General features: G+C 72.3%; 29 protein-coding genes. 13 read left to right on the top strand and 16 right to left on the bottom strand.

Annotated elements, in window-relative coordinates:
• The first annotated feature begins 30 nt into the window (after positions 1 to 30).
• From AB0J74_RS12745 to AB0J74_RS12760, 4 genes are read left to right on the top strand one after another with little or no spacing between them, the layout of a single operon-like run.
• Positions 31 to 546 (top strand): hypothetical protein, encoded by a 516-nt coding sequence (locus AB0J74_RS12745; protein ID WP_363447701.1) that lies wholly within the window; start codon positions 31 to 33, stop codon positions 544 to 546.
• On the top strand, positions 543 to 1,601 hold the full coding sequence (locus tag AB0J74_RS12750) for a peptidoglycan-binding protein (RefSeq protein ID WP_363447703.1): 1,059 nt from the start codon (positions 543 to 545) through the stop codon (positions 1,599 to 1,601). Before AB0J74_RS12745 ends, AB0J74_RS12750 begins: the two co-directional genes overlap by 4 nt.
• Entirely contained in the window at positions 1,598 to 2,254 is a 657-nt protein-coding gene (locus AB0J74_RS12755) for an ABC transporter ATP-binding protein (protein WP_363447705.1), read from the top strand. Before AB0J74_RS12750 ends, AB0J74_RS12755 begins: the two co-directional genes overlap by 4 nt.
• Positions 2,251 to 3,444 carry an ABC transporter permease gene (locus AB0J74_RS12760; RefSeq protein WP_363447707.1) on the top strand — a complete coding sequence of 398 codons (1,194 nt, stop codon included), beginning with the start codon at positions 2,251 to 2,253 and terminating at the stop codon, positions 3,442 to 3,444. Before AB0J74_RS12755 ends, AB0J74_RS12760 begins: the two co-directional genes overlap by 4 nt.
• Before the next feature lie 45 nt (positions 3,445 to 3,489).
• Here AB0J74_RS12760 and AB0J74_RS12765 read toward each other — a convergent pair whose 3' ends face one another.
• The gene (locus tag AB0J74_RS12765; protein WP_363447709.1) at positions 3,490 to 3,708 is read right to left on the bottom strand and encodes a hypothetical protein; all 219 of its coding nucleotides are present in this window, start codon (positions 3,706 to 3,708) and stop codon (positions 3,490 to 3,492) included.
• A gap of 205 nt (positions 3,709 to 3,913) precedes the next feature.
• Between AB0J74_RS12765 and AB0J74_RS12770 the strand changes: the two genes are divergently transcribed.
• Positions 3,914 to 4,990 carry an epoxide hydrolase family protein gene (locus AB0J74_RS12770; protein ID WP_363447711.1) on the top strand — a complete coding sequence of 359 codons (1,077 nt, stop codon included), beginning with the start codon at positions 3,914 to 3,916 and terminating at the stop codon, positions 4,988 to 4,990.
• 43 nt (positions 4,991 to 5,033) lie between these two features.
• Here the strand turns inward: AB0J74_RS12770 and AB0J74_RS12775 are convergent, their stop codons facing one another.
• Positions 5,034 to 5,720 carry a phosphatase PAP2 family protein gene (locus AB0J74_RS12775; RefSeq protein ID WP_363447713.1) on the bottom strand — a complete coding sequence of 229 codons (687 nt, stop codon included), beginning with the start codon at positions 5,718 to 5,720 and terminating at the stop codon, positions 5,034 to 5,036.
• Positions 5,721 to 5,848: 128 nt separating this feature from the next.
• On the opposite strand from AB0J74_RS12775, the gene AB0J74_RS12780 reads away from it, so the two are divergent.
• Entirely contained in the window at positions 5,849 to 7,024 is a 1,176-nt protein-coding gene (locus AB0J74_RS12780; protein ID WP_363447715.1) for a serine hydrolase domain-containing protein, read from the top strand.
• Positions 7,025 to 7,044: 20 nt separating this feature from the next.
• On the opposite strand, the gene AB0J74_RS12785 is transcribed toward AB0J74_RS12780, so the two are convergent.
• From AB0J74_RS12785 to AB0J74_RS12800, 4 genes are all read right to left on the bottom strand, one after another.
• The gene (locus AB0J74_RS12785; protein ID WP_363447717.1) at positions 7,045 to 7,467 is read right to left on the bottom strand and encodes a response regulator; all 423 of its coding nucleotides are present in this window, start codon (positions 7,465 to 7,467) and stop codon (positions 7,045 to 7,047) included.
• Between the two features lie 192 nt (positions 7,468 to 7,659).
• A complete protein-coding gene (locus AB0J74_RS12790; protein ID WP_363447719.1) occupies positions 7,660 to 8,310 on the bottom strand; it encodes a DUF3618 domain-containing protein in 651 nt (216 codons plus the stop codon).
• A complete protein-coding gene (locus AB0J74_RS12795) occupies positions 8,310 to 8,717 on the bottom strand; it encodes a phage holin family protein (RefSeq protein WP_363447721.1) in 408 nt (135 codons plus the stop codon). Before AB0J74_RS12795 ends, AB0J74_RS12790 begins: the two co-directional genes overlap by 1 nt.
• Positions 8,714 to 9,394, bottom strand: a complete 681-nt coding sequence (locus AB0J74_RS12800) for a hypothetical protein (RefSeq protein WP_363447723.1) — start codon at positions 9,392 to 9,394, stop codon at positions 8,714 to 8,716. Before AB0J74_RS12800 ends, AB0J74_RS12795 begins: the two co-directional genes overlap by 4 nt.
• A gap of 182 nt (positions 9,395 to 9,576) precedes the next feature.
• On the opposite strand from AB0J74_RS12800, the gene AB0J74_RS12805 reads away from it, so the two are divergent.
• From AB0J74_RS12805 to AB0J74_RS12820, 4 genes are all read left to right on the top strand, one after another.
• Positions 9,577 to 9,957: a LiaF domain-containing protein gene (locus AB0J74_RS12805; RefSeq protein WP_363447726.1), complete on the top strand. Its 381-nt coding sequence runs from the start codon at positions 9,577 to 9,579 to the stop codon at positions 9,955 to 9,957.
• 30 nt (positions 9,958 to 9,987) lie between these two features.
• On the top strand, positions 9,988 to 10,392 hold the full coding sequence (locus tag AB0J74_RS12810; protein WP_363447728.1) for a hypothetical protein: 405 nt from the start codon (positions 9,988 to 9,990) through the stop codon (positions 10,390 to 10,392).
• An 81-nt stretch (positions 10,393 to 10,473) separates the two neighbouring features.
• Positions 10,474 to 11,148, top strand: a complete 675-nt coding sequence (locus AB0J74_RS12815) for a DUF6766 family protein (RefSeq protein ID WP_363447730.1) — start codon at positions 10,474 to 10,476, stop codon at positions 11,146 to 11,148.
• 32 nt (positions 11,149 to 11,180) lie between these two features.
• Positions 11,181 to 12,218 (top strand): DNA topoisomerase IB, encoded by a 1,038-nt coding sequence (locus tag AB0J74_RS12820; protein WP_363447732.1) that lies wholly within the window; start codon positions 11,181 to 11,183, stop codon positions 12,216 to 12,218.
• Here AB0J74_RS12820 and AB0J74_RS12825 read toward each other — a convergent pair.
• Both AB0J74_RS12825 and AB0J74_RS12830 read right to left on the bottom strand, forming a co-directional pair.
• The gene (locus AB0J74_RS12825) at positions 12,215 to 13,681 is read right to left on the bottom strand and encodes a long-chain fatty acid--CoA ligase (RefSeq protein WP_363447734.1); all 1,467 of its coding nucleotides are present in this window, start codon (positions 13,679 to 13,681) and stop codon (positions 12,215 to 12,217) included. The genes AB0J74_RS12820 and AB0J74_RS12825 overlap by 4 nt on opposite strands.
• A 157-nt stretch (positions 13,682 to 13,838) precedes the next feature.
• The gene (locus AB0J74_RS12830) at positions 13,839 to 15,230 is read right to left on the bottom strand and encodes a PLP-dependent aminotransferase family protein (RefSeq protein ID WP_363447736.1); all 1,392 of its coding nucleotides are present in this window, start codon (positions 15,228 to 15,230) and stop codon (positions 13,839 to 13,841) included.
• On the opposite strand from AB0J74_RS12830, the gene AB0J74_RS12835 reads away from it, so the two are divergent.
• Entirely contained in the window at positions 15,229 to 16,218 is a 990-nt protein-coding gene (locus tag AB0J74_RS12835; RefSeq protein ID WP_363447738.1) for a DMT family transporter, read from the top strand. The genes AB0J74_RS12830 and AB0J74_RS12835 overlap by 2 nt on opposite strands.
• On the opposite strand, the gene AB0J74_RS12840 is transcribed toward AB0J74_RS12835, so the two are convergent.
• From AB0J74_RS12840 to AB0J74_RS12875, 8 genes are all read right to left on the bottom strand, one after another.
• Entirely contained in the window at positions 16,118 to 16,732 is a 615-nt protein-coding gene (locus tag AB0J74_RS12840; RefSeq protein WP_363447789.1) for a response regulator transcription factor, read from the bottom strand. The genes AB0J74_RS12835 and AB0J74_RS12840 overlap by 101 nt on opposite strands.
• 8 nt (positions 16,733 to 16,740) lie before the next feature.
• Positions 16,741 to 18,024 (bottom strand): sensor histidine kinase, encoded by a 1,284-nt coding sequence (locus tag AB0J74_RS12845; protein ID WP_363447741.1) that lies wholly within the window; start codon positions 18,022 to 18,024, stop codon positions 16,741 to 16,743.
• A gap of 3 nt (positions 18,025 to 18,027) precedes the next feature.
• Positions 18,028 to 18,762, bottom strand: a complete 735-nt coding sequence (locus AB0J74_RS12850; protein ID WP_363447743.1) for an ABC transporter permease — start codon at positions 18,760 to 18,762, stop codon at positions 18,028 to 18,030.
• 5 nt (positions 18,763 to 18,767) lie between these two features.
• A complete protein-coding gene (locus AB0J74_RS12855) occupies positions 18,768 to 19,475 on the bottom strand; it encodes an ABC transporter ATP-binding protein (protein WP_363447745.1) in 708 nt (235 codons plus the stop codon).
• Between the two features lie 79 nt (positions 19,476 to 19,554).
• A complete protein-coding gene (locus AB0J74_RS12860) occupies positions 19,555 to 20,397 on the bottom strand; it encodes an ABC transporter permease (RefSeq protein ID WP_363447748.1) in 843 nt (280 codons plus the stop codon).
• Entirely contained in the window at positions 20,394 to 21,347 is a 954-nt protein-coding gene (locus tag AB0J74_RS12865; RefSeq protein WP_363447750.1) for an ABC transporter ATP-binding protein, read from the bottom strand. The genes AB0J74_RS12860 and AB0J74_RS12865 overlap by 4 nt, the downstream gene beginning before the upstream one ends.
• Positions 21,344 to 22,513: a hypothetical protein gene (locus tag AB0J74_RS12870; protein WP_363447752.1), complete on the bottom strand. Its 1,170-nt coding sequence runs from the start codon at positions 22,511 to 22,513 to the stop codon at positions 21,344 to 21,346. Before AB0J74_RS12870 ends, AB0J74_RS12865 begins: the two co-directional genes overlap by 4 nt.
• Entirely contained in the window at positions 22,497 to 22,997 is a 501-nt protein-coding gene (locus AB0J74_RS12875; protein WP_363447754.1) for a sigma-70 family RNA polymerase sigma factor, read from the bottom strand. The genes AB0J74_RS12870 and AB0J74_RS12875 overlap by 17 nt, the downstream gene beginning before the upstream one ends.
• Before the next feature lie 203 nt (positions 22,998 to 23,200).
• Here AB0J74_RS12875 and AB0J74_RS12880 point away from each other — a divergent pair, with 203 nt between their 5' ends.
• Positions 23,201 to 24,430, top strand: a complete 1,230-nt coding sequence (locus AB0J74_RS12880; protein WP_363447756.1) for a cytochrome P450 — start codon at positions 23,201 to 23,203, stop codon at positions 24,428 to 24,430.
• A 32-nt stretch (positions 24,431 to 24,462) separates the two neighbouring features.
• A complete protein-coding gene (locus tag AB0J74_RS12885) occupies positions 24,463 to 25,128 on the top strand; it encodes a TcmI family type II polyketide cyclase (protein ID WP_363447758.1) in 666 nt (221 codons plus the stop codon).
• Positions 25,129 to 25,217: the final 89 nt, after the last annotated feature.

Genomic DNA, 25,217 nt, shown 5'->3' on the forward strand with positions numbered 1-25,217 from the left:
GTGTTGCGGCCGGCTTGCTCCACTGACCCGATGAGAACCAGACTATGGCTCGCGCCGTTGCTCATGTCCCTGCTGGCAACGGGCTGCACGACATCGCCACACCAGGACGAGATCCCGTCAGCGGGAGGAGCGGCCGCACCACGACCGACGGCCAGCCTCAGCGAGATGGACCAGGCCATCCGGTACGCCCAGTGCGTGCGCTCCAACGGCGTGCCGATGAGCGACCCCCAGCTGGACAGCGCCGGCAACGTCCAGCCGGGCCGGCCGCAGGACAAAGACTCGCTCGACGCCGCCGCGATCGCCAGGGCCCAGCAGCAGTGCCGGCAGTACGAGCCGGTCGCACCGCCCGGCCTGGCCGAGCTCAAGCTCGAACTGTCGCGCGAGTTCTCCCGCTGCATGCGCGCACACGGCGTCGAGCACTTCCCCGACCCCGAGAATGACGCACACGTCGAGGTCCCGCTGGAGGTCCGTGACGACCCCGAGTACGCGCAGGCGGAGCCGGTCTGCGACGAGCACGTCCGGCAGTACACCCCGTCGCCGCGATGAGACGTCGCGCGCAGACCCTCACGGTCGCCGGCGTCGGCGTCCTCGCGGCCGCCGCCGCGGCCACCGCGACGTTCGGATTCGGGCCGGACCCGGCAGCGCCAACCGCCGACGACGACCTGCCACCCCAACGTGCCCAGGTCGTCCGGGAGACGATGCTGGACACCACCGACGTCGCCGGCGAACTCGGCTACACCGGCACCACGACACTGGCCGGGCGCATCCCCGGCGTCATCACCCGGATGCCACTTCCCGGCGACGTCATCGGCCGCGGCCGCCCCATCTACCGGGTCGACAACACCCCGATCGTGCTGATGTACGGCTCCGTCGCCGCGTACCGGTCCCTCGGGCCCGGCTCGACCGGCTCCGACGTGCGCCAGCTGGAGCAGAACCTGAAAGCCCTCGGCTACCACGGCTTCACGGTCGACGCGATCTACTCGTCGGCCACCGCCACCGCCGTACGCGAATGGCAGGAAGACCACGGCCTCCCCCGGACGGGTCGCGTCGAGCAGGGCCGCGTCGTGTTCGCGCCGGAGGCCATCCGGGTGGCGGCCACCGCCGCCGGCGTCAACGAGTCCACCGGGGGCGCCGCGGCGGTCCTGACCTACACCACGACCGGCCGCCAGGTGACGGTGCGACTCGCGATCGGACAGCAGCGCCTGGCCCGGCGCGGAACCACGGTGCGGATCCAGCTGCCGAACGGCACGGTCACCGCCGGTCGCGTCGACCGGGTGTTCACCATCGTCGAGCCGGCTGACGCCGGCGGCCAGGACGAGACGCGGATCCAGGTGACGGTCTCGCTGGCCGATCCGGCCGCCGCCGCCGGCATCGAGGCGGCCGTGGTCAACGTGACCTTCACCGCCGGCCAGCGCGAGCACGTCCTGTCCGTGCCCGTCGCCGCGCTGGTGGCCCTGGCCGAGGGCGGCTACGGCGTGGAGGTGATCGACGGTACGACGACGCACTACGTGCGCATCCAGACCGGGCTGTTCGCGAACGGCCGCGTGGAGGTCACCGGCGACGGGCTCGAGGAGGGCACCACCGTGGGGATGCCGCGATGATCGAACTGACCGACGTCACGAAGGCGTACGCCGGTGGTGTGCACGCTCTGGCGGGCGTCACCCTGACCATCGCCCCCGGCGACAGCGTCGCGGTGGTCGGGCCGTCCGGCTCCGGGAAATCAACCATGCTGCACATGATGGGTACGCTCGACCGGCCGACCGCGGGCCGCGTGGCGGTCGACGGCCACGACGTCGGCCGTCTCACCGACCGCCAGCTCTCGGCATTGCGGGCCCGGCGCATCGGGTTCGTCTTCCAGCAGTTCCATCTCGCGGCCGGGGTGCCCGTGCGCGACAACGTCGCCGACGGCCTGCTCTACGCCGGCGTCGCCCGAGCCGAACGGCGCCGCCGCGCCACGGCCACCCTCGAGCGGGTGGGCCTCGGCCACCGGCTGCGGCACGAGCCACGCGAACTGTCCGGCGGCGAGAAGCAGCGGGTCGCGATCGCGCGAGCGGTGGTCGGCGAACCGGCCCTGCTGCTGGCCGACGAGCCGACCGGCAACCTCGATTCCGCCTCCGGCGCGGCCGTCATGGCCCTGCTGCACGACCTCCACGCAAGCGGAACGACGATCGTGGTGATCACCCACGACCAGCAGGTCGCTGCCGGCCTCGACCGCCAGATCCACTTGCGCGACGGCCGGGTGGTGAGCCCATGACGCTTCTCCCGGCCCGGCTGCGCCCCAGCGACGTCGTCCGCGTGGCCGCCGCCGGCCTGCGTACCCGGCCCACGCGGGCGCTGCTGTCCGCACTGGGCATCGCCATCGGCATCGCCGCGATGGTCGGCGTCGTGGGCCTGTCCGCATCGTCCGGCGAACAGGTCAACCGACAGCTGGCGGCGCTGGGCACGAACCTGCTCACGGTCGCGCCGGGGCGGACGGTCGACGGCGCCGACGCCAGGCTGCCGGCCGAAGCCGAGGCGATGATCGCGCGCATCGGCCCGGTCACCGCGGTCTCGGCCACCGGGGCCGTCGCAAACACGCACGTGTACCGATCGGACCGGATCCCGCCCGAGGAGACCAACGGACTCACGGTCCTCGCCGCGCGGTCCACGCTGCTGGCCGCCGTCGGGGGCGCGGTGCGCTCCGGCGCCTGGCTCAACGACCTCACGGGGCGCTATCCCGCCGCCGTCCTGGGCGCCGACGCGGCCGCCCGGCTCGGGATCGGCCGTCCAAGCCCGATGACGCAGATCCTGGTCGGTGGCGAGCGGTTCACGGTCGTCGGCGTCATCGATCCTGTGCTGCTCACCCCGGAACTGGACTCCGCCGTGCTCGTCGGCTGGGCCGCGGCCGGCGCGTACCTGGGCTTCGACGGTCGCCCGACGACCGTCTACACGCGGTCACGCGAGGATCGCGTCGAGGCCGTCCGGGCCGTGCTGGCGGTCACCGCCAACCCGGTGGCGCCCGGGTCGGTCGCTGTCTCGAAACCCTCCGACATCCTGCTCGCCCGCCGCGCCGCCAACGCCGCACTCACCGGCCTGCTTCTGGGGCTCGGCGCGATCGCCCTGCTCGTCGGCGGGATCGGGGTCGCCAACACGATGGTCATCTCCGTCCTCGAACGGCGGGCCGAGATCGGCCTGCGCCGTTCCCTCGGCGCCACCCGACGGCAGATCTGGTCGCAGTTTCTCGCGGAATCGCTGCTCCTGTCGCTGATCGGTGGTCTCGGCGGGGTCCTCCTCGGCGTGGCCCTTACGTTCTCCTATGCCGCCTATCAAGGCTGGCCGTCGGTCGTACCGCTGTGGGCCTCCGGCGGTGCCCTCGGTGCCACGGTGGCGATCGGCGGGGTCGCCGGGCTCTATCCGGCCTTCCGGGCGTCTCGGCTCTCGCCGACCGAGGCCCTGGCGGCCTGATCCCGAGAGGGCGGCTCTCGGCGGACGGCGTGTGGACGGCCCGCGCTACCTGGGTGGGCCGTCCGCGGGCGGCATCGGGATGCGATGGATCAGGGTCAGGGTCGCCTCGACGATCCGGTCGTAGTCGTAGCAGGTTCCGCACAGCCATGTCTGCTCGCCCGGGTCGTCGGTGCGGCGGCGCGCGAAGAAGCCGCTGCCATAGTGGCTTCCGACGAAGAGGAGCGTCCGTTCGTGCGCCAGCGGGTCGCTCTCCGCCAGCCGCACGCTGCGGATGCGGCCGCCGAGAGTGGGCGGAACGCGCGTGCCCAGAACGAATACCTCGATGCCGCATCAGCGGACAAGCGGATGTCGGCCCTCACGCGAACTCCCGAGACGGCGTCGGTAACCATCCGCCTATCCATTCCTTGGCCATGCAAACATCAACGGCCGCACCAGCAACGCGCGGCCGCCGTGCCGATAGCGTGCCAGCATGATTGCGATTTCTGCCGAAGAGCTCGACGCGCTGCGAAGCCGCATCATCACCACCCGATGGCCGCGGGCGGCCTGGATCGACCCGACCGCAGACGAGTGGACGGCCGGGACCCCGGACGCGGAGCTGCGCCGACTGGCCGGCTACTGGGCGGACGGTTATGACTGGCGACGGCACGAGGACGAGATCAACGCGTTGCCCTGGAACCAGGCCGACATCGCCGGCAGTGTGCTCACCTATCTTCGCTTCGACGCGGTTCGGCCACGCGCACTGCCTCTGGTTCTCACGAACGGCTGGCCCAGCAGTTTCTTCGAGCTGGTCCCCCTGGCGCGGCGCTTGCAGCCCGATTTCACCGTCATCGTGCCGTGCCTGCCCGGCTTCCCGCTCGGGCCGCGGCCGCCTGCCGGCGGCACCCAGATACCCACCCACGAGTTGTGGCACCGGCTCATGCACGACGAACTCGGGTTCGCCCGGTACGGCGCGCACGGGGGCGACCTCGGGGCGGGCACGACGTCGTTGCTCGGACAGGAGTATCCCACTGTCGTCGCCGGCATCCATCTCATGTCGATCGCGAACCCGCCCGACTACGACGCGGCGACCCTCACCGGCGAGGAACGCGACTACCTGGCCGCGGTGGCGCGTTGGTTCGCCGACGAGGGTGCGTACGAACACCAGCAGATGACCCGGCCGGCGACGCTGAGCTACGGGCTGTCGGACTCGCCGGTCGGGCTGCTCGCCTGGCTCCTCGAGAAGTACCACGCCTGGGACGGTGCCTTCAGCGACGACGAGATCCTCACCCAGGCCTCGCTCTACTGGCACACCGGGACCATCGCCACGTCGTTTCGGCCGTACTGGGACTTCGGCCGGGGCAGGACCGAGCGGGTCCGCCGGGTCGAGGCGCCGACCGCCATCGCGGTCTTCCCCAACGACCTGTCGCAGCCGCCACGCAGCTGGGCGGAGCGGACCTACAACGTGGTCCGCTACACCCGGATGCCGCGCGGCGGCCACTTCGCACCGCATCAGGAGACCGAACTGCTCGCGGCCGACATAACGGCCTTCTTCGAGTCACTGCACTGATCCGTTCCGGACAGGGCGGCCCCGACCCGGCGTGCCTCGGGACTCAGCGGGTGACGACGGGCTGGGCCTCGGCGGTGAGCAGTCTGCTCAACAGCGGTCTGTCCCGCAGCGACACCATCACCGTCGTCGCCGGCCGCGCCAGTGCGACCACCATGGCAGCGGTGACCACGGCGCCGACCGCGAGCCCGGCGGCCACGTCGTGGGGATAGTGCACGCCGACGAAGACGCGGGAGAACGCGACCAACAACGCGACGGGCAGCGCCCACAGACCCAGTCGCCAGGACGCGAAGAGGACTGCCGTCACGAACGCGCCCGCGATCGTCGCGTGATTGCTCGGGAAGGACCAGTCACCGGTCGGCGGGCATCGGTGCGCGATGATCCGTAGGTCCGGGAACCTTCGGCAGGGTCGCTCGGCGTCGACAACCGTCTTCGCCCATTCGCTCAGCCCGTACGCGGCGACCACGCCGACCGCACCGACCAGCACGACCGCCATCGAACGGGCCGGCGCGCGACGGGCACGCCAGAACACCAGCAGCCACAACACCGCGAGCGCGACGATGCCAAGGTCCGCGGCATCCGCGACGAAGCCCTGAACCGCATGGGGCGTGCGGTCGGCGAACTCGACAACCTCGCGATACCAATCGCCAGCGAGCGACGTCATGCCCACCTCCCAGCGCAAACTGCCCTGTTTATAGCATTTTGTGGAGGGATGCACGCGCGATGTGGGCACGCCGAGGCGGAACGCGTGGAGAAGGTCAGGCGGCGGTCAAATCGCCGCGAAACCGGACCATCGCCACAAGACGCGAGGTACCTTCACGAAACCAGGATCTTCCGTTTCTTCGATGAGGGCGGCTGTCCATGAGGGTTTCGAGCGGTCTGCGGCGCTGGCCGTCCACCATCGCCGGCGCGGTTCTGGCCCTAGGTCTCGTCGCGGCCGGCGACAACACGATCGTGGCGGTCAGAGCCAGCGACGGCGGCGCCACGACGGAGGCGGCCGACCCGGACAGCCAGAAGATCGCCGATATCGTCGAGCAGAAGATGAAGGAACGAGACCTCACCAGCGCGGTGTACGGAGTCTGGCGCGGCGGTGAGCAGATCGCCATGGGTGCGCTCGGCGACTCCCCCATCGGACTGCCGGCGACCTCCGACATGCTCGTGCGCATCGGCCAGCCGATGGAGCCGATGCTCTCCACCGTGCTGTTGCAACTCGACGGTGAGGGCATTCTCGACCAGGACGAACCGATCGCGAGGTGGCTGCCGGACTTCCCCCGGGCCGACCAGATCACGCCGAGGATGCTGGCCAGCAGCACATCGGGCGTCTCGGACTACGTGACGAACCCGAACTTCCTGCAGCAGTTCTACGCGAACCCCTTCACGGGATTCACGGCCGACCAACTGTTGGCGCTCGCCGACGAGCGTCCGCCGCTGTTCGCCCCCGGCACGAGTTTCGCGTACGCGCACAGCGATCTCGTCCTGTTGGGTGAGGTGTTGCAGGACGCGACCGGAAAGCCGCTGGGCGAGCTGTTGCGGGAGCGCGTCCTCGACCCGCTGGGTATGAGCGACAGCAAGGTCGTGCTGACATCGCAGATCAGCGAGCCCTACCTGCACGCGTACACCAACGAGCGCAGCGTCTTCGAGGACTCCACCTTCTGGAACCCGACCGCCTTCATCCACAGCGGGAACATGACCACCACGGTCGCCGACGTCGCCACCTGGATCCGCGCCCTCGCGGACGGTCGGCTGCTGACCCAGGAGCAGCACGAGGAGATGTTGGCCCCGTCGACCGCCGGGCTCGGCGGGCTGACGAAGGACAAGTTCTTCGCCTACGGCGTCGCGCACGACGGCAGCTGGTTCTTCATGAATCCGGCGTACGCGGGCTACGACGGTGTCGCCTACTACGACACGCGGACGCAGACGTTGATCATCGCCTACGTGACGCTGGGGCCGAAGGCCGACGCGGGTACCGACAACGCGCTATCGCTGGGCAAGGAGATCGCCACCCTGCTCGTCCCGGACAATCCGCCGGGCGTGTGACCCGCTCACCGCACCGCGGCTCAGGGTAGCTTCGCGATGTTCTCGTAGAACTGCCGGATCTGCTGCACGACGGACTCGAGCGCGTCGAAGTCCATCGGCTTGGTCACGAAGGCGCTCGCGTGTTCGCGATACATGCGGGAGACGTCGCGGACGTCGTCGGAGGTGGTCAGGATCACCACCGGGATCGACCTCAGGTCGGGGTCACGCTTGAGCTCGACCAGCGTCTCGCGGCCGTCCATCCGCGGCATGTTGAGGTCAAGCAGGATCATGTCGGGGCGTGGGTCGGCGGTCCGGCGCAGGAACGTCAACGCCTCTTCTCCGTCGGCGACCCGGTTCAGCGTCGCGGGTGTGGCCACCGCTTCGAGCGCCTCGCGGATCATCATCGCGTCGCCCTCGTCGTCTTCGACGACAAGAATCCGCAAGGGTCCCGCTCGGCGTGCCATCTGCCCTCCGCTTCAGCCTCGGCATGCCAGCCTCGACATGCCGCTCACCCGTGGATGCCCCGCGAGTGTAGGGGTTCTCCGCATTTCATCGCCGCCTGGGCGGGTGAGTAAACATCCGGCGAGCCCGCCGGCGCGAGAACGGCCGTCGCACCCGGTGAACCACCGGGCGCGACGGCCGCCTGTTCGCGTCGGTCAGCTGCGGACCTCGTCACGCGCCTCTTGTGCGCGCACCTTGACGTCGTCGGCCGCTGAGCGACCCTCCTGCTTGACCGTGGAGGTCGCGTCCTGCGCGGTGGAGCGGACCGAGTCGACCGCCTCCCGCGCCGGACCCTCCAGGTTGGCCTTCGCTTCCTGCGCCAGGTCCTTGGCTTCCGACTTGAGCGTGTCGGCGTGCTCGGCGACCTTCTCCTTGACCGCGCCGGCCGCCTGCTTCTCCTTCTCGCTGGCGGGCAGCAGCGACGAGACCAGCCAGCCGAGGCCGAACGCGATCACGCCCGCGGCCAGTGGGTTGCCCTCGGTCCGGCGGCGGATCGCCGCCGGTGTCTCCTGCACGGCGTCGGCGACGGTCGAGGCCGCCGACGAGGCGCCGCCGGAGACCGTCGACGCGACCGAGGTGGCCTTGTCGCCGACGGTGGACGCCGCGTTGCCGCCGCGGTCGACGACGCCGTGGGCCGTACCCATGACGGTGTCCCGGGCATTGCGCAGCGCGTCGCCGACGCGGCGTTTGCGGTCGTTGACCATGCGGCGTGGGCTGGCCTTGTAAGCGAGAGCGTCCACGTCGCCGCTCAGGTTGCTCCGGGTCAGCTCGATCTCGCGCCGGATCTGGTCCGGATCGGTGCTCATCAGTAGCCTCCTGTGTCGGGCTTGAGGGCGGGTGGGATGTCCTTGACGGTCTCCGTGGTGCGGGGCAGGCCGCGCACGGCCCGCATCTGGTTGCGCGCGACGACGAACAGCACGGCTGCCGCCACCGCCCAGATCACGGCCACGATCAGCGCGGCCCAGCCCTGGTCCATGGCGTTGGACAGCCCCCACCACAGCGCGATGGAGAGGAACAGCAGGACCATGTAGCCGGCCAACCCGGCGCCGCCGAACATGCCGGCCGCCTTGCCCGCCTTCCTGCCCTCCTCGCGCAACTCGGCCTTGGCGAGCTCGACCTCCTGACGCACGAGCGTGGACAGGTCGCGGGTGACCTCACCCATGAGGTCGCCGAACGAACGGTCGGCGGGGGTGCCCGGCTGGGTCGTGGTCATGGCCGCATCCCGGTCTCCCACGGCCCACGCTCGACCGGCTGCGCCGGAACGACAGCGGGATCGCCGTTGGAACTCGCGTAGACAGTGCTCTCCGGGTAGGTCTTGGCCACGGTCGGGTAGCCGCCGGGAGCGGTGGACGCGGAGGTCATGCCGTTGCCGGCCGGACCGTCGTCGTGCGCGTCGGCGACGACGCCGCGGGTCAGGCGCCCGGCCAGCACGCCGAGGATCGCCGCGCCGGCCAGGAAGGTGCCGGGGTGGCGGCGTGCGAACTGCTTGACCTCGTCGACGACCTGGCCCGGCTCGCGCGCCTCGATCCAGTCGGCGACATCGGAGATCCGGCCGGACGCCTGCCGCGCCAGGTCGCTGGCCGGCCCGGACTGGCCGCCCTGGTCCGCCATCGACCGGATCTCGTCACCGATCGAGCGGATGCCGCCGGCGGCCCGGCGCTGCTGCGCGCTGGCCTGGTCGCGTAGTTGAGAGCGGGTGGTGCCGTAAAGGTCGCGAGCCTGTCGTGCCGCTTCCTGCACGACCTGCCTGCCTTGTTCCTTGGCCGTCTGCGTGACGTCGCTGCCGGCGGCGACCGCGGTGCGGCCCACCTCGGCGGCCTCCGTCTTCGCCTTGTCCGTTGTCGACTCCTGGCCGTCGGACGGCGACCAGGAGGTAGCGGTGTCCGTCATCGGGGGGACCCTTCTTCTGGTGTGGAGCGGATGACCCAGCGGTACCCCGGCGCCGGCGGGTCATGCGGTTCACGCGCGGAAATAATTGTCGGGAAACAATCACCTCCCCATGACAACCGTCACGACCGGTCCACGACGGACGACAGGGCCGCGGTGCCACCGCGGTACCTACCGTCGTCGGCATGGAAACCAACGAGTCGCCGGTTCGCTGGCATGTGAGTCTGATCGGTGGCCTCAAGCGCCGCGGCGCGTGGCGGGTGAGCCGGCACATGGTCGCCGTGAGCGTGATCGGCGGCGTCAACGCCGACCTGACCGAGGCCGAGTTCGTCACCACCGACCCCATCCTGACGAAGGTCAGTCTGGTCGGCGGTGTGTCGCTGACCGTTCCGCACGACGTCGACGTCGAGGTCGGCGGCTTCCAGGTCTTCGGCGGAAGCCGCATCGAGCAGGCGCGGCGCACCGGACCGGCCACCCGCACCCTGCACGTCCGCAACTACGGCCTGTTCGGCGGCGTCCGCGCCGAGCGTGCCGTTGCGACACCGCACCTGCGTGGCACCGCTTAGGTCGTCGCGGATGTGGGAAGACTGTCGTTCATGATGGCAAAGGCAGGCGGCGCCGTGGCGGTGGTCGCGGCGCTCGCGCTGGCGGGCTGCGGCGGGCCCGGTGGCCGGGAGGATGCCGCGTCGGCCGTGGCGGTCCGGCTGCTCGACGCGGTCGCCCGGGGCGACGGGGCCGCCGCGTGCGCGACGTTGGCCCCGGAGACACTCGCCGACCTGGAACAGTCCGCCGACCAACCGTGCGCGGCCGCGATCGTCGACGAGGATCTACCGGCGCCCGGGCGGGTGATCGGCACCGACGTCTACGGGCAGTGGGCCCGGGTGCGGCTGGGCGACGACACGCTCTTCCTCGCCGTCTTCCCCGGCGGCTGGCGGGTGGTCGCGGCCGGTTGTCAACCGCGGGGAGACCGGCCCTACGACTGCACACTCCAAGGGAGCTGAGATGCGGGCATTGTTCGTGACGCTGCTCGTGTTCGTGACCCTGGGCCTGGCGTACATCATCGTCCTGGGGGTCCTGCATCGATGAAGCGCTTCCTCAAGGAGAACTCGCTCGGCCTCACGTTCGGGGTGCTGTTCCTCCTCGTCCTCGTCGCGCAGGCCTTCGCCGGCCACGCCCAGTTCAACCAGGACCAGGTGGCCGAGGGGCTCCCCCCGATCTCGCTGGGCCGCTACGTCACGTCGGCCAGCTTCGGCGTCGACGTGGCGGAGAACTGGCAGTCCGAGTACCTCCAGTTCTTCCTCTACATCTTCCTGACCGTCTGGCTCGTGCAGAAGGGCTCGCCGGAGTCCAAGCCGCTGCTCGACGCCGGCCGCGAGTCCGACAAGGACCAGAAGGTCGGCGAACACGCCGGCCCGGAGTCGCCGCGCTGGGCCCGTGCGCCCGGCCCCCGGCGGGCGATCTACTCCAACTCGCTCGGCCTGGTCATGGGCGGAATCTTCCTCGGCTCCTGGCTGGCCCAGTCGATCGCGGGTGTGGCCGCCTTCAACGAGATACAGCTCAGCCAACTGGAGACCCCGGTCTCCTGGGGCCGCTACCTCGGCGAACCCGACTTCTGGAACCGGACCCTGCAGAACTGGCAGTCGGAACTGCTGGCCGTCGCGTCGATGGCGGTGCTCTCGATCTACCTACGACAGCGCGGCTCCCCCGAGTCCAAGCCCGTCGGTTCGGCGCACACCACGACCGGCGTCGAGGGCTGATTCGCGAGCGCCGGCGTGGGTATCCACCCGCCGTGCGATTGCGACGCAGCGACACGAGCCGCCCCGGCTACCAGCGACGCCGCCGCGGCAAGGGCTTCAGCTACCTCGACGCCCACGGTGCGGTCATCACCGACCGGGCCGAACTCGACCGGATCCGCGCGCTGGTGCTGCCGCCGGCCTGGGAAGACGTCTGGATCTGCGCCGACCCGCGCGGCCACATCCAGGCGACCGGGCTCGACGCGGCCGGGCGGCGACAGTACCGCTATCACGATGTCTGGCGGGCCCAGCGCGACGCGGCCAAGTTCGACCACGTGCTCGAGGTGGGCGCGGAGTTGCCGAAGATCCGCGCGGCCGTCGAGCGGGACCTGGGCGCCCGCGGCGCGAGCCGCGAACGGGTGCTCGCGGCCGCGGTGCGGCTGCTCGACATCGGCTGCTTCCGGATCGGAGGCGAGGAGTACGCCAACGGCGCCGATGCCAGCTTCGGCCTCGCCACCGTCCGCCGCGAACACGTGACAGTGGCCGGCGGCCGCGTCCGGTTCTGCTATCCGGCGAAGGGCGGGCAGGAGCGCACGCTGGATGTCCGTGACGACGGCGTGCGCGCGGTCGTCCGCGCATTGCTGTCGCGCTCGGACGACGGCCCCGAACTGCTGGCCTACCGTGAGGGCCGGCGCTGGGTCGACGTGCGCGGCGCCGACATCAACGCCTACCTGCGCGAGATCAGCGGGATCGAGGTGACCGCGAAGGACTTCCGGACGTGGAACGGCACGGTCCTCGCGGCGGTCACCCTGGCCGCCGCCGGGCACAGCAGCACGGCGGCGGCACGGCGGCGCGAGATCAGCCATGCGATGCGCGAGGTCGCCGACTATCTCGGCAACACACCGGCGGTGGCCCGCTCCGCCTACGTCGACCCGCGCGTCCTCGACCTCTACCGCGACGGCATCACCATCGCGGACACCCTGGCCGAGGTGGGCACGCCGCAGGACGACCACGACCGGAAAACGGTCGAGGACGCCGTCCTCGACCTGCTGCGCACCGGCGACGCGACGCCGACCAGCGCCAGGCCGGCCTAGACAGCGGCGCGGAGTTCGCGCTTGAGGAGCTTGCCGGTGGCGCTCTTGGGCAGCACGTCGAGGATCCGGACCTCGCGCGGGCATTTGTAGTCGGCGAGGCGCTCGCGGCAGTAGGCGATCAGCTCCCCGGTGTCGAGCTCGGCGCCGGGCTTCAGGGCGAGCACCGCGACGATCTCCTCGCCCAGGCGTTCGTCGGGGCGGCCGACCACCGCGGCCTCGGCGACGGCGGGGTGGCCGTAGAGGACCTCCTCGACCTCGCGGGGATAGACGTTGAATCCGCCGCGGATGATCAGATCCTTGATCCGGTCGACGACGTAGAGGAAGCCGTCGGCGTCGCGGTAGCCGAGGTCGCCGGTGTGCAGCCAGCCGTCGGTGATCGCCGCGGCCGTCGCCTCCGGGTTGTTGTGGTAGCCCTTCATCACCACGTGGCCGCGGACCAGGATCTCGCCGATCTCGCCGACCGCGAGCTCGCCGCCGCTATCGGTCGCGGCGACCCGCACGTCGACACCCCAGATCGGCTTGCCGATGGAGAGCAACCGGCGGTCGTCGACGCTCGGGTTCATCGTCGCCGTGCTGCCGGTCTCGGACAGGCCGTAGCCTTCCAGGACGGTGATGCCGAACTTCTCCTCGACGCCCTTGAGCACCGCCTCCGGCATCGACGCACCACCGCACGAGCCGATCCGCAGCGCCGACAGGTCGTAACCGCTGGTGTCGGCCTGCAGCAGCGCGTGGTACATGGTCGGCACACCGGCCAGCACGCTGACCCGGTGGTTGTGCATCGCCTGCAGCACCAGCGTGGGCTCGAACTTGGGCACCGCCACGATCGTGCCGGTCCGCCGGATCGACACGTTGACCACGCTGGACAGTCCGTAGACGTGGAAGAACGGCAGAACCGCGAGCGCGACGTCGTCGGGCTGGGTGTCGAACCGCTCGCCGGACAGCGAGCAGTTGAGGTAGAGCTGGAAGTGGGTCAGCTCGGCGCCCTTGGGCCGGCCGGTCGTGCCGCTGGTGTAGATGATGACCGCGGTGTCGTCGGCGTTGGTCGTCGCCGAGAACGGCAGCGGCTCGGCGTCGCCGAGATAGTCGGGCCGGTCGGGGTTGAGCACGACCACGTCGTCGGCCTCGATCTCGCCCGCCGACAGGTCGCCGGCGATCACCACACGGGCGCCGCTGTCGGTCAGGATGTGCGCGACCTCGGCCGCCTTGAGCAGGGGGTTCATCGGCACCGCGACCAGGCCGGCCTTGAGGATGCCGAAGTAGCACTCGAGGAACTCGACCCGGTTGGGCAGCATCAACGCGACCCGGTCGCCCGGCGAGGCGTGCCGCAGGAGCGCACCGGCGGCCCGGTTGGCCGCGGCGTCGAGCTCGGCGTATCCCACCTTCCGGTCACCGAAGATGACGGCGGTCTTGTCTGGCTCGCGGCGGGCGGATTCGGTGAGGATCACGCTCAGGTTGAAGGTCACGGCCGGCCTCCCAGCGGACGGGGCGGGATCAGTCGATTCTGCGCCCTGCCGCGCCGCCCGTCGAGACATGAAGATCCGTCGCGGGTGGACAGCCGTCTCACAGCGGGTCGATGCGCGAACCGCACCCAGCCAGCCGCCCGGATCGCGGAACCGGCGCTCACGACCAGAACGGCAGGCCGGCCAGCCGGCGGACGGCCTCGTCGAAAAGGGCGGGCGGAGCCGCCGCGTAGGTGAGGCGCAGGAACGCTGCCGGCGGTTCGGCCGCGAACCACGGGCGGCCGGGAAAGACGATGACGCCGGCGGCCGCCGCCGCAGTGGCCAGCGCGACGTCGTCGGTGCCCTCCGGCAGCCGGACCCACAGGTGCAGACCGCCGCGCGGCACCGACGGCACCAGGTCCGGGAGGTGCCGGCGCAGCGCGGCCAGCAAGGCGTCACGCCGGCCGCGCAGGGCGCCGCGCAACGACCGGCGGTGCCGCGCCCAGGCCGGCGCCGTGACGAACTCGAGCGTGGCCTGCTGGAGCGGCCCGGCGACGTAGAAGTCGTCGAACAGCCGCGCCGCCCGCAGCCGGGCGCCGGCCGGGCCGCGGGCGCCGATCGCGGCCACCCGCAGCCCGGGAGCGGTCGACTTGGTCAGCGACCGCAGGTAGACGACGTGCCCGTCGGGATCGTCGGCGGCCAGCGGCGCCGGCGCCTCCCCGTCGATGACCAGGTCGCGGGCGTAGTCGTCTTCGATCAGGAAAGCACCGGCGGCCCGCACGGCGTCGGCCACCTCGGCGCGCCGGTGGCCGGCCAGGGTCGCGCCGTGCGGGTTGGCGAACAGCGGCTGGCAATAGAACAACCGGGCACCGGTACGCGCGAACGCCGCCGCCAGATGGTCGGGCCGCACCCCGTCGGCATCGGCGGGCACCGGCACCACCCGCAGCCCCGCGGCCCGGCCGGCGGCGAGCGCGCCCAGGTAGGTCGGCGACTCCACGAGCAGCGTGTCGCCCGGCGCGGCCAACGCCCGCAGAGCGGTCGACAGCGCCGCCTGCCCGCCGGGACAGATCACCAGGTCGTCGGCGTGCAGCCCGGCCCCGGCCTCGCGGGCGAACCAGGCCCGCAGGTCGGCGCGTCCCTCGGCGGGCCCGCGCTGCCACGACGCGGGCTGCCGCGCGGCCCGGGCGAGCGCGGCACCGAGGGCGGCGGCCGGTTGCAGGTCGGCGTCGGGATAGCCACCGGACAGCGGGATCGCTCCGGCCGGCGGCAACGCCAGCAGCGACCGCATCTCCTCCTCCCCCGGCCGGCGCGGCCCGAGCGCGACGGTCTGCCAGGACAGGTCGGGCGCCGGCGGCGGAACGTCCCTGGAAGCGACGAAGGTGCCGCGTCCGGAACGGGTCTCGACCACCCCTTCGGCCACCAGATGGCGGATCGCGGCGGCGACGGTGACGGGCGAGGCGTGATGCCGGGCGGTCAGCTCGCGCACCGAGGGCAGCCGGGCGCCGGCCTCCGAGCGCGCGGCCGCCGCCCGGAGATCTTGGATAACGCGACCGGCTGCGTTATCGTCATTCATGAGAAGCAAGAGTAGCGCTACTGTCGCACCGGCAGTAACGGGCCTCGCCCTCGGCGCGCTGGGCGTGCTCGCCTTCAGCATGTCGCTGCCGGCCACCCGGGTCGCCGTGCACGACCTCGACCCCTGGCTCGTGGCTTTCGGCCGGGCTGCCGGTGCGGCGCTGCCGGCCTGGGCCTACCTCCGGTTCACCCAGGCGACCCGGCCGAACCGCGACCAGTGGCGCCGGCTCTCGATCGTCGCGCTGGGCGTCGTCGTCGGCTTCCCGCTGTTCAGTTCGCTGGCGCTGATCACCCAGACCTCCGCGCACGGCGCCGTCGTCGTCACCGTGCTGCCCGCCATGACCGCCGTGTTCGCCGTGCTACGGGCGGGCGAGCGGCCGCCCCCGCTGTTCTGGGCGGCCAGCACCGCCGGCCTGCTCGCGGTGCTCGGCTTCCTCGCCGCCAGCGGCGCGGTCCACGGTGGACTGTCTCGGGCCGACCTGTTCCTGCTCGCCGCCGTCGTGCTCTGCGGCCTCGGCTACGCCGAGGGCGGCGTGCTGGCGCGCGAACTGGGCGGCGCCCGGACGATCTGCTGGGCCCTGCTGCTCTCGCTTCCGGTCACCGTGCCCGTCACGGTCGTCGCCGCCGCGGTCCGTCCGCCGGTGGCGAGCGGCCACGGCTGGGCCGCGTTCGGCTACCTGACCGTGGTCTCGATGCTGCTCGGCTTCTTCGCCTGGTACGCCGGCCTCGCCCGGGGTGGCATCGCGCGGGTCGGCCAGATCCAACTCGCCCAGCCGGTGCTGACGCTGATCTGGTCGGCGCTGCTGCTCGGCGAGACCGTCACCCCCGCCTCGATCGCGGTCGCCCTGCTGGTGATCGCGTGTGTCGTGCTGACCCAGCGCACCCGGGTCACCGGGGCCCCAGCAGACCCCGCTCGAAGGCGACCGCCACCGCCGCCGCCCGGTCGCGAACACCCAGTTTCGCGTACGCGTGCAGCAGGTGGGTCTTGACCGTCGCCTCGCTGACGAACAACCGCCGGGCCGCCTCCTTGTTGGAACAGCCGCGGGCGATCAGCGCCAGCACCTCGAGTTCGCGCTGGGTCAGCGGCTCCTGCCCGGGCGAGCGCAACCGGTCGATCAGCCGCCCCGCCACCGCCGGCGACAGCACCGACTCGCCCCGGTGTGCGGCCGCCACGGCCCGGCACAGTTCGTCGCGCGGCGTGTCCTTGAGCAGGTAGCCGGTCGCACCGGCCCGCATCGCCGGCAGCACGTCGGTGTCGGTGTCGTAGGTGGTCAGCACCAGCACCCGGGCCGCGCACCCGCGGGCCTTCAGCTCCGTGATCGTCGACACCCCGTCGAGCACCGGCATCCGCAGGTCGAGCAGCACCACGTCCGGGCACACGGCGTCGGCCACCGCCAGTGCCTCGCGGCCGTCGCCGGCCTCGCCCAGCACGGTGAACCGGCCGTCGGCGTCGAGCATCCCGCGCAGCCCGTCGCGCACCACCGGATGGTCGTCGACGATCATCACGCCGATCACGCGGGCGGCCCGGCGCTGGTGCGGACCGCGACCGGCCAGATCGCCGACGACGGGTCACCGGGCCGCGAGGGCACCACGACCGGCAGGCAGACGGCGATCGCGGTGCCCTCGCCGGGCGCGGACTCCACGTCGACCGTCCCGCCCACCCGGGCCACCCGCTCGCGCATGGCCGCGAGCCCGAACCCGGACCCGGTGGCGTCATCGCCGGCGGGCGGCCGAGCCGGGTCGAAGCCGGCGCCGTCGTCCCGGACGTCGAGGGTCACCAGATCCTCCAGATAGGACAGCGTGAGGGCGACCCGGGTCGCCTTCGCGTGCCGGCGCACGTTGGTCAGCGCCTCCTGCGCGGTCCGCAGCAGTGTCGTCTCGACGTCGGGGAGCAACGCGTCGGCCGCACCGGTGACGATCAGCGACGCCGGCACCCCGGTCAGCCGCGACCAGCCGTCGACGAGGTCGCCGAGCGCCTCGGGCAACGCGGCATCGTCGAGCGAGCCCGGGCGCAGCGCGCGGACCGACCGGCGCGCCTCGGCCAGGCTGTCGCGGGCCAGCCGCTTCGCCGCCTCGACGTGCCGGCGCCACTCGGTCGGGCGGCCGCCGGTGGCCTCGGCCGCTTCGAGTTGGGTGACGATCCCGGTCAGACCCTGCGCGAGCACGTCGTGGATCTCGCCGGCCAGCCGCTGCCGCTCGTCGAGCACCCCGGCCGCGCGGGCCTGGCCCAGCAGCCGGGTCTGCAGCGTGGCGTTCTCGGCCAGTGCCTCGGCCAGTCGCCGGTTGGCCCGCGCCACCGAGGCCTGCTGCTCGCGGTGCTGGGTCGCGAGCATCGTCAGGGCAACGGCGACGACGACGTTAAAGGCCAGCAGGATGGCGAACCCGGCGCCGTCGACGTCGACGAAGCCGCCGGCCTGGGCCGCCGCCGTGAGCACCGCGACGGCGGCCGCGCCGGCGATCCGCCAGCGCCCCGGCAGGGCGTACACGATGAAGAGGTAGCCGGTCCAGGCGAAGAAGCCGAACAGCGGGCTGCACCAGACCAGCACGCCGGCCAGCAGCACCAGGCCGACGAAGAAGCCGGCCATCCGCCGTGGATGGTCGACCCACCGCGGGTGCGGCGTGACGCACCAGAGCATCCAGCCCGCGGTGGCTGCGACCAGCGCCAGCATGACCGGGACCGGCACCCGGCTGTCGCCCGACGCCAGCACCAGCGCCGTGGCGCCGGCGAGTGCGGCGTAGGGCGCCACCATCAGCAGCCGGTCGAGCCGGCGAGCCGGCACCGCCAGGTCGGACATGGGTCACCTCCAGCGGAAGAGCCTGGCCGCGGCCAGCCCGAAGACCGCCACGTGGGCCACCAGCACGGTAACCGACAGCAGGTTGGGCCAGTTTCCGGCGCTGGCCTCGTGCAGCGCGCGCTCGCCGGCGCCCAGGGCAGTGAAGTCGCCGATCCGGGCGAGGATGCCGGGCAGCAGCTCGCGCGGCGTCCAGAGGCCGGCGAAGAACATCAGCGGGAAGAACAGCACGGTGCCGATCGAGTTGCCGGCCCTGCCGGTCGGTGCCACGGCCGCGACCAGCAGTCCGATGGCGAACACTCCGGCCGCGCAGAGCAGGAACGCGACGACGAAGGCGACCGGGTCGGCCGGCAGCGGCACACCGTAGCCGATCCGGCCGACGGCGACCGCCAGCAGCGTCGCGGTGACGGCGGTGGCGAGGGCGGCCAGCACCTGGGCCGAGAGCACGACCAGCGGGGATACGGGGGTGGTGGCGAACCGGCGCAGGATGCCCCGCTCGCGGTAGGTCGCGAGGACCATCGGCATCACCTGCAGGGCGACCATGGCCAGGGACAGGGCGACGGCGATGCCGACGTAGGCGTCGATCACCCGCCGGCCCCCGAGGTCGGGCGACGGTTCGCGCAGCGCCGGGACGCTGCCCAGGACCACCACCAGGATCGTCGGTGCGAGCAGTGACAAGAACGCGGGCACCGGCTCGCGCAGGTTGAGGCGCAGTTCGGTGCGGGTCAGTCGAAGCAGCATGGCGCTCACTCCTCGCCGGAGCGCGTGGTCAGGCTGATGAAGGCGTCGTCGAGGCTGTCATGGCCGGCGGCCAGCGCGGCCGGGGTGCCCAGCGCGACCACCTCGCCGCGGTCGAGCACCGCGACCCGGTCGCAGAGCCGCTCGGCCTCCTCCATCAGGTGGGTGACCAGCACGACGGTCACGCCCCAGTCGCGGATCGACCGCACCAGGCCCCAGGCGTCGCGGCGGGCGTGCGGGTCGAGGCCGGTGGTCAGCTCGTCGAGGATGGCGACGCGCGGATTGCCGACCAGCGCCAGCGCGATCGAGAGCCGCTGCTTCTGCCCGCCGGACAGGTTGGCGTAGCGGACCCGGAGCCGGTCGGCCAGGCCGAGTTCGCCGGCGAGTGCCCGCCAGTCGGTGGGCTCCCGGTAGCAACCCGCGTAGAGCGCCAGCGCCTCGCCGACGGTCAGCTTGTCCTGCAGGCCGCTCTCCTGGAGTTGGACCCCGACCAGCGCGCGCAGTGCCGGGTCGCGCGGATGGCGGCCGAGCACCCTGATCTCGCCGCCGTCGGGAACGCGCAGCGCGGCGACGCATTCCACCGTGGTCGTCTTGCCGGCGCCGTTGGGCCCGAGAATCCCGAAGATCTCACCCGCCTCGACGGCGAACGAGACGTCGCGGACGGCGTCTGTCCCGCCGTAGCGCTTGCGTAGGTCGTTGACCTCGATGACTGGCATGACTCGACGGTGTCATCGGCGCGGGGCCGCCGAATCGACCAGCGGGCGACCGCTCGCCTCCACCAACCGGTGGATGCGCTCACAGGTCGCGGCGCCGGAAGCTCAGGCCGGCGAGCCCGAGCACGAGTGCGATCCAGAGGGCCGTCCAGGCCAGGTAGGCGGCGGTCAGGCCGGAGACGCTCATGAACGGGTGCCCCTGGAACGCGGGCCCGAGCTGGGTCAGCGCGCCCGGGTCCTGGAAGGCGTTCATCGCGCCGCGCCAGAGGCCGTCGGTGGGCAGCAGCATCCGGGAGACCGTGCCGATCCGCGCGACGCTGTCGTTGCCCAACGCCTGGCCGACCGAGCCGACCACGCCGGCGATCCAGGTGGCGCCGAACAGGCCGACCGCGACGATGCCGGACGCCATCGGCGAGATGGCGGTCGACAGCAGCAGGCCGAGCGTGAGCAGGGCGGTGGTCTGCACGGCGAGCAGCGCCAGGCCGGTCGCGGCCGCCGGCGGCCAGTAGCCCATGGTCGTCCAGACGATGAGGAACTGCGCGAGCCCGGCGGTGACCACGAAGCCGGTGCCGAACGCGACCAGCCCGAGCCATTTGCCGAGCAGCACCGTCGCGCGGTGCACCGGGCGGGCCAGCATGGCCAGCGCGGTGCCGGATTCGATCTCGCCGGCCAGCGTGGGCCCGGCCAGGAAAGCGGTGCCGAGCGCGGCGATCAGGCTGAGCCCGAACATCACCAGGTTGAGCACGGTGGACGCGGCCAGCCGGGCCTCACCGCTGGTGAGCCCGCCGAACTCGGCGTCGAGCCGGTAGAACCCCCAGGCGCTGAGCCCGAGCAGCACGACCGTCATCACGGCCAGCGACCGCAGCACCCGGCGGCGGGCCGCTTCGCGCAGCGTCAGGGCGGCGATGGTCAACGCGACGCTCATCGGTGCTCCTCGGTGCCGGTGCGCAGGATGCCGAGCAGCCGCTCCTCGAGGCTGATCCGCCCCGGCTCGACGGCGTGCACCCGCACGCCGAGACCGACCAGGTCGGCAACCAGGTCGGGCACCAGATCGAGGTCGTCGACCGCGACGGTGTAGTCGTCGCCCGCGCTGGTCACCTCGCCGGCGGCCGCGAGCCGGGCGGCGGCCGCGGCGTCCACCCCGGAGAGCCGCAGCCGCAACTCGCGCTGGCCGAGCAGCTCAGCGAGGGTGCCGGACGCGGCCACCCGGCCCTTGTCGAGGATGACGACGCGGTCGCAGACGCGTTCGACCTCGCCGATCAGGTGCGAGTTGAGCAGGACGGCCACACCGCGCGATCTGAGCGAGAGCAGCAGGTCGCGCACGTCGGCCCGGCCGAGCGGGTCGAGAGCGCTGGTCGGCTCGTCGAGGATCACCAGCTCGGGGCGGGCGACCAGCGCGACCGCCAGGCCGAGGCGCTGCTGCATGCCCTTGGAGAAGCCGCCGACCCGGTCACCGGCCCGGTCGGCGAGGCCGACGACGGCCAGGCACTCGCGCCGTTCGCTGTCGGGAACGGCGACCCCGGCGAGCTTGACGTGCAGCGCCAGCACCTCGGCGGCGGTCAGCCAGGGCTGGTAGCGGAACAGCTCGGGCAGGTAGCCGATGCGGGCCCGGGCGCCCGGGTCGCGGGACGGCCGGCCGAGCAGCAGCACCTCGCCCGCGTCGGGCCGGACCAGGCCGAGCAGGATCTTGATGACCGTGGTCTTGCCGGCGCCGTTGGGCCCGAGCAGGCCGACCACCTCGCCCCGGCCGACCGTGCAGGAGACGTCGTCGACGGCCGCCCGGCCCCGGTAGTGCTTGCGCAGGCCCGAGCACCACACCGCCGGCGCCGGAGCCAGGTCGGTGACGAGCCGCTTGGCGGCATCGAGGGAGCTCATCGGGACCCCAACCCGCGGGCCACGTCGAGCACCTCGCCGGGGCTCAGCGAGCCGGCCACCGCGGTGACGATGCCGTCGTCGAGCCAGACCACGGCCGACATCGTGCTGTCGCGCGAGCGGAGCACCGTCGCCGGGTGGCCGCCCACGTCGGACGACGAGATCGTCATGTGTTCGACCGAGGTGAACAGCGGCAGCGTCGTGCCGTCGCCGGAGAAGCCGCGCAGCTGCGCCGCGACGTTGTCGGGCAGCACGGGCAGCAGGTAGTCGCGGGCCGTCGCGAACGGCACGCCCGAGGAGGAGTAGGCCGCCGGAGCCACCGCCCGGGCAACGATCATCGCGGGCACCGGCCGCCCCTGCGACCAGGTCGCGACCAGCCCGGGACCGGCGACCAGACGGAACTGGCTCCCGTCGAGGCCGGGCGGCGGCGACGGCAGGGTGACGCCGGCCGCCGCCGCGGTCTGCGCCGTCTTGGCCGCGGAGAAGGTGAACAGCGCGCTGGCCCGGCCGCCGACCTGGTAGCTGGGCGGGCCGGTGACGCCCTTGGGTAGCTCACGCACCACCGGGACGGCCAGGCCGGTGGCCTGCGAGGCCGCGGCGGCATCGGCGACCGCGTGGATCTCGAGCGGCTCGACCGGGACCAGGTCACCGAACGCCTCCAACTCGGGCATCGTGATCAGGTCAGCCTCGGGCGCGGTGACCGGCGCGATCTGCTCGGTGCGGAAGATCTGCAGCCAGTCGCCGGCCGCGGCGGCGGTGGCCCCGGTCAGCAGCACGGCGACCCCGGCGACGGCGACCACGGGCCGGCTCAGCGCCGCCCGCCAACGGCGGGCGGCGGTCGGCGCGGTGGCCGGCCCGCGCCCGTCGGACGCGGGGCGGGCGGGGGTCGGCGCGGTGGCCGGCCCGCGCCCGTCGGACGCGGGGCGGGCGGGGGTCGGCGCGGTGGCCGGCCCGCGCCCGTCGGCCGCGAGCAGGCGCAGCCACCCGGCGTCGGCGTCGGTCGCGAACGCGACGTCGAGCGCGGCGCCGGCGAACGACGCGTCGGCCTCGGCGGCGGCGACGCCGGACAGGCACCGCGGGCAGTCGGCGACGTGCGCGCGGTCGGTGTCGGCGACGCCGGCCGGCTCGTCGATCAGCCGGCGCAGCGTGCCGTCAGTCGGATGGCGCATGACGGGTCAACTCCTCGCGAAGGGCGGACTCGGCGCGGCGGACGGTGGTGCCCACGCTGCCGGGCGACAGGTCGAGCGCGGCGGCGACCTCGGCGTAGCTCAGGCCGCTGTGCCGCAGGACCAGGGCCATCGCCTGCCGCCGCGGCAGCCGGGCCAGCGCCGCCCGCACCCGGCGGCGCTCGTCGAGGACGACGACCGCGTCGGCGACGTCGGGTGCGACGGCGCCGTGATCGCGGGCGGCCTCTTCACGGGACACCCGGCGGCGGCCGGAGCGCAGGTGGTTGAGCGCGGTGTGCGCGGCCGCGACGGACAGCCAGCGCAGTGCCTCGCCGGCCGGCACGGCCGACCGGCCGAACGTCAGGAACACCTCCTGGGCCACGTCTTCGGCCTCGTCGCGGGAGCCGAGCACCCGGGCCGCGACGCCGACGACCCGCGGATAGGCGCCGCGGAACACCTCTTCGAGGTCGGCGCGGACCGCAGTCACCACGCCACCATGCCGCACACCGTCCACACCTGTAGAGCACCGCCGCCGAACCGGATGTGACACGACCGGCCGGCCGACCTGGGCTCCTTCGGCCGAACAGCCGAGGCCGCCTCCTCGAATCGGTCGAAAGATGCCGAAACCCGGAATACCGGGCACACCGTCGCTAACCTCCGATTAAAGAGGCTAGTGAGGGGACCGGGCGTATGACCGAGAATGTGCTACCAGCGTCGGAGCTCTACACCGACGAGTTCGCCGCCGATCCCTATCCCGCCTTCGCCGAACTGCGCGAAGACCGTCCAGTGTGTCCGGTCTCGTCGCCGCGGTTCGACCAGTTCCTCATCACCCGCTTCGACGACGCCAAGGCGGCGCTCAACGACCCGCGCCTGTCGAAGGACCTCTACGGACCGGAGCAGCACTTCCTGCGCATCTTCGGGCCCAACTCCGAGGCCATCAACAAGAACATGCTCAACTCGGACCCGCCGGAGCACAGCCGGCTGCGCCGGATCACCTCGCGGGCGTTCGCGCCGCGACGGATCGAGGCGCTGCGGCCGCGGGTGGCCGAGATCGTGGCCGAACTGCTCGACAAGGTGGTGCCGCAGGGGCAGGCCGACCTGATGCACGACTTCGCGATCCCGCTGCCGATGATGGTGATCTCCGAGCTGCTCGGCATCCCGGCCGCCGACCACGATCAGGTCCTCGCCTGGACCCAGGTGATCCGCGAGTCCGGGTCGTCGGGGCGCCCGCCCGCCGAGGAACGCGCGGCCGTGCAGGAGGCCCAGCTCCAGCTGCACCAGTATCTGGCCGGGGTGATCCAGGCCAAGCGCGCGCTGCCACCGGCCGACGACATGATCAGCTCGCTGATCGAGGCCTGCGACCAGGACGGGCAGCTCTCCGAGCGGGAACTGGTCAGCACCACGTTCCTGCTGCTGTTCGCCGGGCACCAGACGACGGCCGACTTCATCGGCAACGCGATGGTGGCGCTGTTGACCAACCCCGATCAACTCGAACTGCTCCTGCGTACGCCGGAGCTGTTGCCCTCGGCGGTCGAGGAACTGCTGCGCTTCGACGGCCCCCTGCCGATCGCCAGCCCGCGGATCGCCACCGAGGACCTCGAGTACCGGGGCGTGCACATCCCCGCGGGTTCGATCGTCGGGGTGGCCATCAACGCGGCCAACCACGACACGGCGGCGTTCGCCGACGCCGACCGGCTGGACCTGACCCGCGAACGCGGACCGCACCTGGGCTTCGGCCACGGCGTGCACTACTGCCTCGGCGTGACGCTGGCCCGGATCGAGGCGCAGCTCGGCATCGGGGCGCTGCTCCGCCGGCTGCCCGGGCTCCGGCTCGCCGTGCCGGTCAACGAACTGCGGCGGCTGCCGGCCGCTTCGCCGTTCCGCGGCCTGATCGACCTCCCCGTCCGCTTCGACGCCTGACCGCAAGAGAACCGAACCTCGAAGGAGCAGCAGTGGTATTCCGCAACGTGATCGTCTGCCGCATCGTCCCGGGCAGCGAGCAGAAGGTCGCCGACGTCTTCGGACACTTCGACAAGGTGACCCGGCCGCAGGACGTCGGTGTCACCGGCCGCATCCTGCTCTCGCTCGACGATCTCTACATCCACGTCGTCGAACGCGCGCAGGACCCGGAGATCAGCGGCCAGAAGCGCGGCCTGCCGGCGTTCCAGGAGATCGCGGACGCGATCGGGCAGTACGTGACGCCCTACCCGCGCAACTGGGAGAACCCGTCGCACTCGGTCGCCAAGCCGTTCTACAGCTGGGTGGCACCGAACGCGCAGCCGTCGGCGGCGAACCCGATGATCATCGTGCAGCGGATCAAGCCCGGCTCCGAGCCCGAGGTGGCCCGGATCTTCGCCGAGTCCGACGCCGGGCCGCTGCCGGCCCAGATGGGCGTGACCGGTCGCTGGCTCTACTCGATCGACGACGTCTACGTGCACCTGATGGAGCGCACCGACCAGGCGGTCGCCGAAGGGCTGGGGCAGAACCACCACGCACCGGCGTTCACCAAAATCATCGAAGACCTCAGCCCGTACGTGGCGCCGTACAACCCGGAGAAGTGGCGCGGCCCGCAGGACTCGATGGCCAAGCCGTTCTACAGCTGGAAAGCCGTCGACTGAGCATCCGCACCCGAGAAGGGCACCCCGCCGCGGCTCGCATTTCGCCCTGGGCGAGCCCTTGGGCCGCGGCGGTGCGGCCGCGGTCGGGT

It is taken from the genome of Asanoa sp. NPDC049573, from assembly GCF_040676615.1.
In the GTDB taxonomy this organism is placed as follows: domain Bacteria; phylum Actinomycetota; class Actinomycetes; order Mycobacteriales; family Micromonosporaceae; genus Asanoa.

What these genes read in the sequence shown, in the direction of transcription:
- AB0J74_RS12880 (WP_363447756.1), top strand. Translation starts at nt 23,201, where the DNA reads ATGACCGAGAATGTGCTACCAGCGTCGGAGCTCTACACCGACGAGTTC.
- AB0J74_RS12770 (WP_363447711.1), top strand. Translation starts at nt 3,914, where the DNA reads ATGATTGCGATTTCTGCCGAAGAGCTCGACGCGCTGCGAAGCCGCATC.
- AB0J74_RS12835 (WP_363447738.1), top strand. Translation starts at nt 15,229, where the DNA reads ATGAGAAGCAAGAGTAGCGCTACTGTCGCACCGGCAGTAACGGGCCTC.
- AB0J74_RS12870 (WP_363447752.1), bottom strand. Translation starts at nt 22,513, where the DNA reads ATGCGCCATCCGACTGACGGCACGCTGCGCCGGCTGATCGACGAGCCG.
- AB0J74_RS12845 (WP_363447741.1), bottom strand. Translation starts at nt 18,024, where the DNA reads ATGTCCGACCTGGCGGTGCCGGCTCGCCGGCTCGACCGGCTGCTGATG.
- AB0J74_RS12755 (WP_363447705.1), top strand. Translation starts at nt 1,598, where the DNA reads ATGATCGAACTGACCGACGTCACGAAGGCGTACGCCGGTGGTGTGCAC.
- AB0J74_RS12865 (WP_363447750.1), bottom strand. Translation starts at nt 21,347, where the DNA reads ATGAGCTCCCTCGATGCCGCCAAGCGGCTCGTCACCGACCTGGCTCCG.
- AB0J74_RS12830 (WP_363447736.1), bottom strand. Translation starts at nt 15,230, where the DNA reads ATGAATGACGATAACGCAGCCGGTCGCGTTATCCAAGATCTCCGGGCG.
- AB0J74_RS12850 (WP_363447743.1), bottom strand. Translation starts at nt 18,762, where the DNA reads ATGCTGCTTCGACTGACCCGCACCGAACTGCGCCTCAACCTGCGCGAG.
- AB0J74_RS12760 (WP_363447707.1), top strand. Translation starts at nt 2,251, where the DNA reads ATGACGCTTCTCCCGGCCCGGCTGCGCCCCAGCGACGTCGTCCGCGTG.
- AB0J74_RS12780 (WP_363447715.1), top strand. Translation starts at nt 5,849, where the DNA reads ATGAGGGTTTCGAGCGGTCTGCGGCGCTGGCCGTCCACCATCGCCGGC.
- AB0J74_RS12785 (WP_363447717.1), bottom strand. Translation starts at nt 7,467, where the DNA reads ATGGCACGCCGAGCGGGACCCTTGCGGATTCTTGTCGTCGAAGACGAC.
- AB0J74_RS12810 (WP_363447728.1), top strand. Translation starts at nt 9,988, where the DNA reads ATGATGGCAAAGGCAGGCGGCGCCGTGGCGGTGGTCGCGGCGCTCGCG.
- AB0J74_RS12795 (WP_363447721.1), bottom strand. Translation starts at nt 8,717, where the DNA reads ATGACCACGACCCAGCCGGGCACCCCCGCCGACCGTTCGTTCGGCGAC.
- AB0J74_RS12855 (WP_363447745.1), bottom strand. Translation starts at nt 19,475, where the DNA reads ATGCCAGTCATCGAGGTCAACGACCTACGCAAGCGCTACGGCGGGACA.
- AB0J74_RS12860 (WP_363447748.1), bottom strand. Translation starts at nt 20,397, where the DNA reads ATGAGCGTCGCGTTGACCATCGCCGCCCTGACGCTGCGCGAAGCGGCC.
- AB0J74_RS12815 (WP_363447730.1), top strand. Translation starts at nt 10,474, where the DNA reads ATGAAGCGCTTCCTCAAGGAGAACTCGCTCGGCCTCACGTTCGGGGTG.
- AB0J74_RS12805 (WP_363447726.1), top strand. Translation starts at nt 9,577, where the DNA reads ATGGAAACCAACGAGTCGCCGGTTCGCTGGCATGTGAGTCTGATCGGT.
- AB0J74_RS12800 (WP_363447723.1), bottom strand. Translation starts at nt 9,394, where the DNA reads ATGACGGACACCGCTACCTCCTGGTCGCCGTCCGACGGCCAGGAGTCG.
- AB0J74_RS12790 (WP_363447719.1), bottom strand. Translation starts at nt 8,310, where the DNA reads ATGAGCACCGATCCGGACCAGATCCGGCGCGAGATCGAGCTGACCCGG.
- AB0J74_RS12750 (WP_363447703.1), top strand. Translation starts at nt 543, where the DNA reads ATGAGACGTCGCGCGCAGACCCTCACGGTCGCCGGCGTCGGCGTCCTC.
- AB0J74_RS12745 (WP_363447701.1), top strand. Translation starts at nt 31, where the DNA reads ATGAGAACCAGACTATGGCTCGCGCCGTTGCTCATGTCCCTGCTGGCA.
- AB0J74_RS12840 (WP_363447789.1), bottom strand. Translation starts at nt 16,732, where the DNA reads ATGATCGTCGACGACCATCCGGTGGTGCGCGACGGGCTGCGCGGGATG.